This window comes from Solimonas marina (assembly GCF_012241385.1).
Classification (GTDB): domain Bacteria; phylum Pseudomonadota; class Gammaproteobacteria; order Nevskiales; family Nevskiaceae; genus Solimonas; species Solimonas marina.
The window spans coordinates 1-10,347 of the sequence record NZ_JAAVXB010000023.1; the positions used below are offsets into that span (position 1 = coordinate 1).

Sequence of the window (10,347 nt, forward strand, 5' to 3'; positions counted from 1 at the left end):
CAAACGGAAGATTGTTGCGCCGGTGACTGTTACCGATGTCTCCAGACTCTTTTGTTACCTATGTTCCCGGCCGCTCAGCATCACCGACGGTCTTTCACAAAGAAGTGAACAACGGCACTTCCTGCCAGCCAAGCTACACCCCAAAGCGCCTTGAGAATGACGCGACTGAGATTGCCTAAAATGTCTCCGAGGTTCTTTGCGGGTGTCGGGGAAGGAAAGACCAGCCAGATAATCAAAACAGCAGCGACCACCGATACTAACCACGAGATGCCGACATCTCGTTGCCAGGCCCAGGTTGCAACGAAAAGCCCAGCACCGCAGAGAAGGGCATACAAGACGAACTGATTTAAAACTGGCATTTGCTCCCCCATTCTGTTGCGCCCCAGACAGTATGACTTCCGCGCACCAAGGCGCTGACCGCCGCGAAGGCCGTATCGCGGGTTAGCGTGGGGCCAGAGCCGCAGGAGCGAGTAAGGACTACGCTCATCGGTCGGTTTCCTTCAGCGGAGGTCAGCATGTCAAACGATAGCACCGTCTTTGTGGGGCTGGATGTTCACAAGGGTTCGATCGTGGCGGCGTACGCCGTCGGTTCCGGCCACGTCCAGAGTATCGGCAATATCGGCGTCCGGGAATGTGATCTGGATCGCTTTTGCAAACGAATGCAGGGCAAAGCATCCCGTGTGGTCTTCGTCTACGAGGCTGGGCCCTGTGGCTATGGCCTGCAGCGCTATCTGACGCGGAAAGGTTTTATCTGCCACGTCTGCGCCCCGTCGCTGATGGCGAAGAAGCCCGGTGACCGGGTCAAGACTGATCGGCGCGACGCCGAGAAGCTGGTCCGGCTGCTGCGCATGGACGATCTGGCCTTTGTTCATGTCCCCGATGAGCGGGACGAGGCGTTCCGCGATCTGGTGCGCGCCTGGGGCGCGGCCAAGGAAGACGTGAAGAAGGCCAAGCAGCGCCTCAAATCCTTCCTGCTGGTCCATGGGGTCCGTTATTCGGGAAGCGCCGACTGGCGCGAGGCACACCGGCGCTGGTTGTCAGAGTTCACCTTTGCCGAAGCCTGGTCGCAGATCGCGTTCGAGGAGCACCGACGGTCGATTGGGGATCGGATCGCGCAGAGCCAGCGTCTGGAACAGGTGCTGCGCGATGCTGCCCGGCAGTGGCGCTTCTATCCGGTCGTTCAGGCGCTTCAGGCGCTGCGCGGGGTGCAGTTCACGGTCGCCGTCGGCCTGATCGCTGAAGCCGGCGATCTGTCCCGCTTCGACAACCCGAGACAACTGATGGCGTGGATGGGCCTGGTGCCGAGCGAACACAGTAGCGGCAGCAGCATTCGCAAGGGCGGCATCACCAAGGCGGGCAACGGCTACGCCCGAAAGCTCATGGTCGAAGCGGCATGGAGCTACCGCTACACCGCCAAAGTCAGCCGCATCATCCAGCTCCGGCATGAGGGCTTGCCGAAGCCCGTCGTCGACCGAGCCTGGGACGCCCAGCTGAGGCTGTGTCGTCGCTATCGAAAGCTCAGCCAGCAGGGCAAGCACCCGAATGTCGTTGTCACCGCAATCGCCAGAGAACTATCCGGTTTCGTCTGGGACATCGCACGCATCGCATCAGCGGTGTAAATCCACCATCAACGAGGAAACGAGTCTTCTGCAGGCGGCGCAGCCCGGTGAGGTGCACAACCCGCGTTGGCGTTAGGCGACAGCAGATCAGCGCTGACTCGCGAGCCCAGACCGCGGCAGGTGCACGGACGGATCACAGCACTGCGGTATCCAACCCGCGAATATCAGCCTGAGCAACCGTCGAGCGTGCTGGCTGCGTCGCCTGCAGAAGATTCCAATAGCCAATATGACGTAAAGCGAAACGACCAGAAACCTTATCTCTCGTTCTTGACGGCGGAAGTCATATCAACGCCGCGCTTCAGGCGCGTATGAGCCGAAGGCGAATACGTCGTACTGCAAGCGCTTGTTAGCCGGCATCCTGCGGGTCGCCATCAGGAGGTCTCCCTGTAAAAAGGCATGGCGCCAACCATGCTTTGCTTTTCCGTCGATTAAAAGGATCTCTTATGACCTTGACGACTCTGCCTTCTCGCTTCTTCACGTTCGTGACATGAACCATGTACAAGTAAGCCGAAGCGCCGAGGTTTTGGAGCGTCGATAGCTCATTTGGGGAGATGAAAAGTGGTCCATCAATGGACGTTGAAGCCTTGACCTCGATATGTCTCAGGTCCTTTTTGAATCTGCTGCGTATATCAAAGCCAGCAGCGACGTTAAGCAAAGACACTTGGATGACGTCCATGGTCTGAGCATTTGCGCCGAGATCCTTCAGGCGGTTCTTTTCGTGGGCCAAGGCAATTTCCTCGCCAATTGCTCCGATCCTATTTTGAGCGGCCAGACGTGCCGCAAGGTCTGAGGGAGATATGCGCCGTTTGGCGTTATGCTTAGTTCGTTCTTTCGTTGTTTCCTTAAGGGTCAGCAGGTGGATTTGTTCAGTGCCAATCCTTCCCTCGGTTATTGACGCAAACCAACTTCTGAAGTCCTTCTGGAGTTGCTTCGGCATTTCCTGAAGGGGTTCCCAATCTGTGCCGGCTATTTTCGCAATGTGTTTTTGTGTCCAACCGCCTCCCTTCGTGTGCCGATGCTTTACGACATAGTCCTCCAAAGAAATTCCGCGAAAAGCACAGAATTTGGACAGGCCGAACGCTACACCCCGTGCGTGTGAAAGATGCACAAAGTATTTGGGGTTACTGCCGATCGCGTCTCGCCAGTACTCGGGAGAGTCCATGAACGCATGAACCGACGCAGCAAGTTCCGAGGTGTTGTTGACGAATGCTTCCACGAGTAGTTCCTGTAACGGCTAACGCCCACGTTCAGGCGCGGCCGAGCCGAAGGCGAGGACGTCGCACTGGAACGTGTTGTTATACGTATTGCTCATAGCCTGCCAACGAAAAATTCTTGTGCTGAGACACGAAGATTTTGGCCTCGGCAAGGGTCTCAGGATAGGGGACAGGTTTGGTATTGCCTCCCTCAGGGCGAATCTTCTGGAACCAAAATCCGTGCTTTATGAGAAATGAGACCTTCTCCCATTGAGGCAGGTCTGAGGCTCTCGGCGGCTTGAAGTGGCGCCCTAGATTGTAGGACCTTGACCCGCAATGCGGGCAGGTAAGAACCATTGGGAAGCCCTTGGCAAGATTGAATTGCCGCTTGAAAGACTTGCGACAATCAAGACAGGCAAACGCTATGTTGTAGGGGGCGCTCATTCTTCCTTTACGTATAACGCCCGAGCTAAGCTGCGGGCCCGCCGGTGGCGGGTCCGTCGGCTTGAGCGCCCTGTTGGGCTGCTTTTTGCCTATGGAGAAAGTTCCTCTTTCGCTTTTCTACTACTGCCCACGTCGTAAACGCGAATAAGAATGGCGACAGCAGTAAGAACTGTGCGGCACCTTGAGTGTCTCCGTCATCGTCTAGCTCTGGGCTGTATGTCGTATCCGGCACCATGACGACGTATAAGGCGCCAGCTACGGGAAATGTGAATGCCAACAACGTCCAAAGCACGGATGAAATTATTAGGTTCTTCATGGCAAGGCCCAACGCCCAAGCTCACGCGCGGCGAAGCCGTCGCGTGCAGCGCCTTGTTGGGCAGCACTACAGCCCATAAACACGCAGTTGCGGAAAAAGCACAATGATGGCCCCGACTGCGCCAGCAAGGGCGACGAAAACGAGGAAGCGCCCCCAGGGTGTTTTTGTTGTGCCATCTGGATTCTCCCAGCCTCCCGGCATGTAGTCGTCTGCTGTGATGAGCATGCCGACGACGGGCCACAGAAAGAGAAACAGCAAGCCGAATACAAACGGCACGTGAAAGAAGTACGACAGCCCGACAACGAACAGCAGTGAGATGAGGAGTGCGAACGCCTTGGATCTCACCGCTTCTCTCATTGTGATGCCCAACGCCGTGCTTCAGGCGCGTCCACGCCGGAGGCGTGGACGTCGCACTGGAAGCACTTGTTATAGCGCATACGTCACCAGCCAACGCAAAAGAGTGAATGCACCGACTACCGCACATACGGCTACGGCGAGAAATACCAGCGTCGGTGTAGCCTGACGCCGCAGCGGAGCTACCTCGGCCAGTGGCGAGGACCCAGGAAGATGAAACGACAAGGTGAAATCTGGGCGATCTTTGAAAGGGCCGGTGATAGCCGGAGTTGCAACCTGCGGCGGGAAGGGATTGGTGCTAGGCGGCTGAGAATCAGCCGCAGCAATCAGTTCTTTGCCTAATGCTCTCAGAGCCGATGCGCTACCAACAATCATGAGGCCGGTCTCGCGGCCAGAATAGCTGTGAAGCCATAGCGAATCCGGTTTCGTGCTCATGAGCTATAACGCCTAGCTTCACCCGCGGCCTTGACGGCGCGAAGCGGCGACAAGGACGTCGGGTGGAAGTGATTGTTGGGCGGCACTATTCCGGCCATGCCACGTTGTACTTTGCTGCGAGCACGCTGACTGCTCTTTCAATTAGAAAATTACACTCTTCTTGATGCTCAAGGGAGGAGCCCCCGCAGTTGCGAATATCAACCTGCCAGTTACATCCAGGACCATTTGCCCGCCGCAGGCTCGATACGACGCAATGATGATCTTTGTACTTCCAGTCGTTCGCGATAGCGACGTTGATTGTTGATATGAGCAGCTTCTCGGTTTGCAGTACTCGTTGCATGGACTATTCCTTCAAGTCTGTGACGCCCAACGCTCACGTTCAGCCGCGGCCACGCCGGAGGGCCGAAGGCCCGGAGGCGTGGACGTCGGCTGCAACGTGTTGTTCGGCGGTGTCGAAGCCCGCTTGCCATTAGAAGACAATGTCTCGCTCCCAGTCGGGCAAGACGCCGATACTCCGAGTTCTGAGAACAATTCCGCGAATCGTTTCCTCAAAAGCTGAGCGATTTGAAACGATTCCCGATAGTTCCGCCGCTCGTTGAGACAATGCCCTTTCCCATCCGTACTGCACGCGATGCGTGGGCACTGCTTCAAAAGCTTTCTTGGCTCTCGAAGCATCACCAGATAAACCAAGAAATACTCCGTAGAAGTATTCATCCCAGATACTCCGACGGTCTAGCCCAGAGTAATGGGCTACCACAGAGCGAAGGTCAGCGAACTTTGCGCGCAACGACGTGACCTCTTCCTTCGCACGCAGAGCCAGATTACGAGCATCACCAGCGAAATCGTCGTTGCCCGTCGCCGATAGGAATGGCACGTCCACTCTGCTGCCAACATGGAATGCTCCCACGCTACCCTCGTAGAGCATCCAGTTGATACCAACGTTGAGGTAGCTGCCCCGAGACCAAGCACTCGGCTGAAATTCGACTTGAATCAACCACCAACCATGGTCGTCATGCCACACTCGCGACTTGCCCTTTCGGGATAGGCCCAGTGGCTTGAGCGCCTGCCGAGCCTCAGCATCAATCACGCGATTGTGGTCCTGAGCCATCACGGTCCCTTCCAAGCCGCCGAACGCCAGCATTCACCCGCGCCCCGGCTGCCGCGAAGCGGCGGCTGGGACGTCGGCGTGCAATGCCTTTTTATACGTAAGTCACCCATCTGCCATTTTCGTCACTAGCGTCTGAATATAAGTACGCATTTCATTTGACAGCATCTCGACTTCAGAAATTGAGAATCTTATTTGCTCCCCTTGCGAGAGGTTGGGCTTCAACGTACGCGGCGTGGCATTCCGTATCTGACGAATTATCCGATGGTTCGCCTTGCCACCATCGTGCACTAGGGCATGCCTACATGCTTGTCCGACAATTACATTTTTAACGGTTTCGTCCGTTTCCAAGTCAACTTTGAAGTACTTTTGGAAAGCTCTGTGTGTGCTTTGCATATCTTGGAAGGTGATTCCGTCCTTTTGAATGAGCAGATCTCCGATCTGTTCTGATGCAGAGCTGCCAAGACCAACGACCTCGCCAACACGGATTTTCAGCTCAGCTTCGAGGATATCTGGATCATTTCTTTCCAAGCCACGCGCAGCACCATGACGGAAAATATCGGCAATAGCCGAGCCAAAATATGAGACCAACAGAACTACAGCTTGGTTGTATATGGTCGCATAACGCTCGCTTAACGCAGGGCTCGACCTGATACTGCGGAGAAGCTCTAGGGTGCGTTCGCCGTTCCATTTGGGGTTATCAAAACCTTTTCTCTCCTTCAGGAATGTGTGCAGTTTCTCCACGCCCCCGATCGCTATTTCCTTCACCTCAGTATCGAAATTGAGGAGTTTAGTAACTGACTCCCGATTTGCGTCGAAGGCCCTCAATGTCGCTGCAAAGTCCATTTCTTACGTATAACACCCCTGCTAAGCCGCGGGCCCGCCGGAGGCGGGACCGTCGGCTTGAGCTGATGGTTGGACGGCGCCACGCACGATTTGCACTACTTCCGGCTTTTGCGCATCCATGAACATGAAGCACCGACCATACAGCGCCATCATGCCGAACGCATCAAACTTGTTGTGGCCTAGTGGTGTGATCAGAACCTCGCTTGTGGCGAGCGCATCTTGGTGATTGCGCTCTATCTCGGCCCAGTGAGCCTTGGCAAAGTCACTGAGCACTACATTTAGCGCAGGGTGGTTGTACTGAATACCGATGTTTCCATCGTCCATCCGCCTTGGATTCATGTCTGGGTGGAAATGGAAGATCTTGTGCAAGGTGGCTTTGGCTTCATTTTCCGCTGCCGTGTCAGACAGGCCAGGAGGCAATATTGCGCAGGTGCCGTTTTTGAAGACGGCGAAGTCTCTCTTTCCGTTCGTGTAGTAAGAGACCCGCTCAACTACTTTCGATAGCGGAGGCGCGAATGCGGGCTGCCATTTCGGTACCGGGGGAAACTGGCGCGGTGGCTGGGGTGGTTCTTTTTTCTTGAATAGCCCGAACACAGCATTACTCCTTGTGTGCCGTCCAACGCCCATGCTCAGGGGCGTTTGAGGCGGGGAACGTTTTTGCGGCAGCAAAAATGGGCCACGGGTCAAACGTCCCTTGCAGCGTGTTGTTGGGCGTCAACAGTCCGGAAGCACACATTCTTGTGCCAGCTCCTTTCGGTCAGTCCAACGACTGCTTAAATTTTTTCTCCGGCACGTTTCAAATGCTTGTTGTCCAAGCAATCGTCGCGTCTTGTGCAGATTTTCCGCAGTGACTGTATTGCCAGCCTTGTTGTTATCCAGCCACGCGCAGAAATATATCTTGTGGGATTCCTCGACGTCTCGGCGGATAGCTGCCACGTGATGAGGTTGGGCGCGCCCGGCAGCTGTTGCTACGCCTGGGATGTGCTCGTTGAAGATCTCAAGGAACGCACGCGGGCTAAATGGAGCATCTGGGTTGTATCGAATGTCGAGAAGCCGACAAAGCTCTTTATATTTTTCTGGTTCAAGTTTTGGATTGACATTGAAGCCCTGGTGCACCTCGAACTCCATGCTAAACGCATGACCTCGGGCACCAAATAGAAGCACAAAAGGAGCTTCATCAATCATAAAGATGACGTCGAACGTAACGTTGCGATGGCTGTACGAGAATCGAAACCGCTCAATCTCCTGGTCCCGCATGCTTCGGTACAGGGGCTGCAAATTGTCCAGTCTCACCGCCTTGTTCTCCTTGACGCCCAACGCCCGAGCTAAGCTGCGGGCCCGCCGGTGGCGGGTCCGTCGGCTTGAGCGCCCTGTTGGGCTGCTTTTTGCCTATGGAGAAAGTTCCTCTTTCGCTTTTCTACTACTGCCCACGTCGTAAACGCGAATAAGAATGGCGACAGCAGTAAGAACTGTGCGGCACCTTGAGTGTCTCCGTCATCGTCTAGCTCTGGGCTGTATGTCGTATCCGGCACCATGACGACGTATAAGGCGCCAGCTACGGGAAATGTGAATGCCAACAACGTCCAAAGCACGGATGAAATTATTAGGTTCTTCATGGCAAGGCCCAACGCCGGCATTAACCCGCGGGCCGGCCGCAAGGCCGGGACGTCGGGTTGAATGCCTGGTTAGAGCTTGACGATTTCAATGCTGGCGCCCTCCTGCACTTGATCTTTGCTCAGCCCACGCAAGAGATAGGCCTCGTGCTCGTTGAGTGCTGGCATGCGGCGAAGAATCATTTCTTTGTGTGCTTCAGCCGTGTGCCGTGTTCCATCGGGGTTAACGACTGTTGCTTTGAGCTGGGCCCCGGCAGGAAACACGGATGGTGAAGCCACGGCAACCACAAGGCCTCGACCGGTGATCTGAAAGCGCTCGACGATGGGCTGCTTCATAGCTCTAACGCCGGAATTAACCCGCGGACCCGCCGGAGGCGGGGCCGTCGGGTTGAATACCTGGTTGGGCGGCGCCGCGATTGAAGCGAACGGGGATGCGAAAACGTAGCGTGGCAACGTGAGCACTGCTTGCCCCGCTGCTACCTTGAACGCCACCACCTACTAGGCCGGCAACAACATTTAGCTTTGCCTCACTCCCTGTTTTTTCAGTTGTGGTGACCGCGACCTCAAACTCAACCGATTGCAACTCACTGATGCCGGTTTCCACAGCTTTGTAGCTACTGGACACTGTGGGAACAATCTCGGCACCTTGTGCCGTTTTCTGTGCGTCATGTACGCCGCCGGCGATGTCACAAAGAGCCTGCGCAATGAACTTTCGAAGCTCCATAACTAACTCCTTTAGCCGCCCAACGCCCAGGTTAATGCGCGGACCCGCCGGAGGCGGGTTCGTCGCGTTGAACCTCTAGTTGGACCGCTTGTACCTCAAATACCGACAAACCCTCAATGCTCTCAATGCCAAAGGGAAGCTCGGTGGTTATGCGGTACATGTGCTGGCCTTGTTCGTTGTGCCACTGACCTAGCTCCTTGCACGCAATATGCCCTGACTGCGGATAGATGCTCTCAGCGCTCAGATTTCTGGACGTTACGACCGGGACCTTTTCGATGAAGACATGTTCTTTGCCGCGTGCGTCGACGAAGCCACACTCAACAAAGCCCGGCTGATGTGGGTCGGTAAAGCGCCGAATTTCAACTGAAAGGCTCAGCATTGCTTTGCGGTCCAACGCCCAGGTTCAGGGGCGGCCCCGCCGAAGGCGGGGACGTCCCACTGCAACCTGTTGTTAGGCAACTTCTCTCTCATATACTTTTACGTCACAAGCCATAGAAGCTGCCAGCGCTTTGGCCTTTTGTTCAAAATCTTCCGGAACAACGATGTATGCAACGTCCGCGTCTTTGAACTTGAACACCTGATACGAAGTGCCATTTCTGATGTAGAAGCAACTGGTCCCGGCTGTGTGCGGAGTGCTTCCTTCTGCGAACGGAAGCACATCAAAAGTCAGACGCCACTCTCGCTGATAGTAAGTAACGTAGTCGGTGCCGTCATTGTTTTTGTACGAATATTCCTGAAGGAGGCCAAGTACTTCCATCATGGCAACCGTCTCGTCTTCGGAAAAGCGATAAGGCTCAATGTCTTGTCTCCATTCACGATCTTTTTCGAGATCCTTCATTCGCTCTAGAAGTGTGGATATGTGCTTTATACGTACAAGGTGCTTCGCGGTTGTGTAGAAGACCGGATTAGCGCCGTACTCGATCATTGCCGACTTCTTAAACGCAATACCAAACCTGCCGAAAAGGCCACAGTGCTCGGCGCTGTGCTCAAGCGGAATTTCAGTGAAACACACCATGGCCGTTTTCGAGTCTAAGGACGGCTGCACATAGTTTGGGCAAAATGTCAGCCTCAGAATTCTATCTACGCAGATGCTCTCAAGCGCCGAGTAGGCATCGATGTCGCTTTTCCCCCGTCCAGTCCAGTGCATAAGAGCTTCGTTTATGTACTTACGCTTCATAGCTTCAGCACCTATGGACACCGCCTAACGCCGGTGCTCAGCCGCGCAAAGCGAGCGCAGCGAGTTTTGCGTCGGCTGGAGCACCTGGTTATGCGCCATGGTGCAATCCGTCCACGATGAACGCGACGACCCAGAGTGCGATGGATGCAATGGCTGCTCTGCTGATGGGGTTGAGCAGTTTCCGTGCGATGGCGAACCAAACAACTGCCGCGATATTGAGTAGCGCAAACGCGGCAAGGATGGGCAACGCGGTGAGAGCCCAGACAATTGGAGCCCCACCACTGGCACCCGGGATGTGGGCAAGCTCTGGCTCGATCCAAGAGTACGACGCCACTACCAGAAAGACGGCTATGCCTAGGACATTGAACACAAGCCAAGCGAAGAATCTATTCACGGTGCATAACGCCTGAAATAAGCCGACTGGCGAAGCCAGTTCGGCTTGATTGATGGAATGGACTCCTCCCGCTGTTTTAAGCGGCATCGAAGTGCCAAGCTGGAGATGCGAATCATCAGCGATCCAA

The 10,347-nt window shown here is 55.3% G+C and carries 15 protein-coding genes; 1 reads left to right on the forward strand and 14 read right to left on the reverse strand.

Features of this window, described 5'->3' with window-relative positions; translation table 11 throughout:
• Positions 1 to 80: 80 nt before the first annotated feature.
• Complete coding sequence (locus tag G7Y82_RS20980) at positions 81 to 359, reverse strand: hypothetical protein (RefSeq protein WP_168150097.1); 279 nt, start codon at positions 357 to 359, stop codon at positions 81 to 83.
• A 156-nt stretch (positions 360 to 515) separates the two neighbouring features.
• Between G7Y82_RS20980 and G7Y82_RS20985 the strand changes: the two genes are divergently transcribed.
• A complete protein-coding gene (locus G7Y82_RS20985) occupies positions 516 to 1,619 on the forward strand; it encodes an IS110 family RNA-guided transposase (RefSeq protein WP_168150098.1) in 1,104 nt (367 codons plus the stop codon).
• Between the two features lie 346 nt (positions 1,620 to 1,965).
• Here the strand turns inward: G7Y82_RS20985 and G7Y82_RS20990 are convergent, their stop codons facing one another.
• The 13 genes from G7Y82_RS20990 to G7Y82_RS21050 all read right to left on the reverse strand — a co-directional run.
• On the reverse strand, positions 1,966 to 2,835 hold the full coding sequence (locus G7Y82_RS20990; RefSeq protein ID WP_168150099.1) for a protein NO VEIN domain-containing protein: 870 nt from the start codon (positions 2,833 to 2,835) through the stop codon (positions 1,966 to 1,968).
• 803 nt (positions 2,836 to 3,638) lie between these two features.
• Positions 3,639 to 3,917: a hypothetical protein gene (locus G7Y82_RS20995; RefSeq protein ID WP_168150100.1), complete on the reverse strand. Its 279-nt coding sequence runs from the start codon at positions 3,915 to 3,917 to the stop codon at positions 3,639 to 3,641.
• A gap of 81 nt (positions 3,918 to 3,998) precedes the next feature.
• Positions 3,999 to 4,361: a hypothetical protein gene (locus tag G7Y82_RS21000; RefSeq protein WP_168150101.1), complete on the reverse strand. Its 363-nt coding sequence runs from the start codon at positions 4,359 to 4,361 to the stop codon at positions 3,999 to 4,001.
• Positions 4,362 to 4,446: 85 nt separating this feature from the next.
• A complete protein-coding gene (locus G7Y82_RS21005; RefSeq protein ID WP_168150102.1) occupies positions 4,447 to 4,701 on the reverse strand; it encodes a hypothetical protein in 255 nt (84 codons plus the stop codon).
• A gap of 129 nt (positions 4,702 to 4,830) precedes the next feature.
• Entirely contained in the window at positions 4,831 to 5,502 is a 672-nt protein-coding gene (locus tag G7Y82_RS21010) for a hypothetical protein (protein ID WP_168150103.1), read from the reverse strand.
• Positions 5,503 to 5,571: 69 nt separating this feature from the next.
• Positions 5,572 to 6,210, reverse strand: coding sequence for a hypothetical protein (locus G7Y82_RS21015; RefSeq protein WP_168150104.1), 639 nt, complete (start codon positions 6,208 to 6,210; stop codon positions 5,572 to 5,574).
• Between the two features lie 123 nt (positions 6,211 to 6,333).
• Positions 6,334 to 6,906 (reverse strand): hypothetical protein, encoded by a 573-nt coding sequence (locus tag G7Y82_RS21020; RefSeq protein WP_168150105.1) that lies wholly within the window; start codon positions 6,904 to 6,906, stop codon positions 6,334 to 6,336.
• A 120-nt stretch (positions 6,907 to 7,026) separates the two neighbouring features.
• Positions 7,027 to 7,605: a DUF6037 family protein gene (locus G7Y82_RS21025; RefSeq protein ID WP_168150106.1), complete on the reverse strand. Its 579-nt coding sequence runs from the start codon at positions 7,603 to 7,605 to the stop codon at positions 7,027 to 7,029.
• Positions 7,606 to 7,997: 392 nt separating this feature from the next.
• On the reverse strand, positions 7,998 to 8,261 hold the full coding sequence (locus G7Y82_RS21030; protein ID WP_168150107.1) for a hypothetical protein: 264 nt from the start codon (positions 8,259 to 8,261) through the stop codon (positions 7,998 to 8,000).
• Between the two features lie 16 nt (positions 8,262 to 8,277).
• Positions 8,278 to 8,649: a hypothetical protein gene (locus tag G7Y82_RS21035; RefSeq protein ID WP_206370963.1), complete on the reverse strand. Its 372-nt coding sequence runs from the start codon at positions 8,647 to 8,649 to the stop codon at positions 8,278 to 8,280.
• 31 nt (positions 8,650 to 8,680) lie between these two features.
• On the reverse strand, positions 8,681 to 9,043 hold the full coding sequence (locus G7Y82_RS21040) for a hypothetical protein (RefSeq protein WP_168150108.1): 363 nt from the start codon (positions 9,041 to 9,043) through the stop codon (positions 8,681 to 8,683).
• Positions 9,044 to 9,100: 57 nt separating this feature from the next.
• Complete coding sequence (locus G7Y82_RS21045) at positions 9,101 to 9,826, reverse strand: abortive infection system antitoxin AbiGi family protein (RefSeq protein WP_168150109.1); 726 nt, start codon at positions 9,824 to 9,826, stop codon at positions 9,101 to 9,103.
• 88 nt (positions 9,827 to 9,914) lie between these two features.
• The coding region (locus G7Y82_RS21050) for a hypothetical protein (protein WP_168150110.1) at positions 9,915 to 10,347 on the reverse strand (433 nt) is incomplete at its 5' end.

Bases quoted from the DNA above. Each gene is read 5' to 3' on its own strand.
- G7Y82_RS21010 (WP_168150103.1), bottom strand. From the start codon at position 5,502: ATGCTGGCGTTCGGCGGCTTGGAAGGGACCGTGATGGCTCAGGACCAC.
- G7Y82_RS21030 (WP_168150107.1), bottom strand. From the start codon at position 8,261: ATGAAGCAGCCCATCGTCGAGCGCTTTCAGATCACCGGTCGAGGCCTT.
- G7Y82_RS20985 (WP_168150098.1), top strand. From the start codon at position 516: ATGTCAAACGATAGCACCGTCTTTGTGGGGCTGGATGTTCACAAGGGT.
- G7Y82_RS21000 (WP_168150101.1), bottom strand. From the start codon at position 4,361: ATGAGCACGAAACCGGATTCGCTATGGCTTCACAGCTATTCTGGCCGC.
- G7Y82_RS21035 (WP_206370963.1), bottom strand. From the start codon at position 8,649: ATGGAGCTTCGAAAGTTCATTGCGCAGGCTCTTTGTGACATCGCCGGC.
- G7Y82_RS20980 (WP_168150097.1), bottom strand. From the start codon at position 359: ATGCCAGTTTTAAATCAGTTCGTCTTGTATGCCCTTCTCTGCGGTGCT.
- G7Y82_RS21045 (WP_168150109.1), bottom strand. From the start codon at position 9,826: ATGAAGCGTAAGTACATAAACGAAGCTCTTATGCACTGGACTGGACGG.
- G7Y82_RS21005 (WP_168150102.1), bottom strand. From the start codon at position 4,701: ATGCAACGAGTACTGCAAACCGAGAAGCTGCTCATATCAACAATCAAC.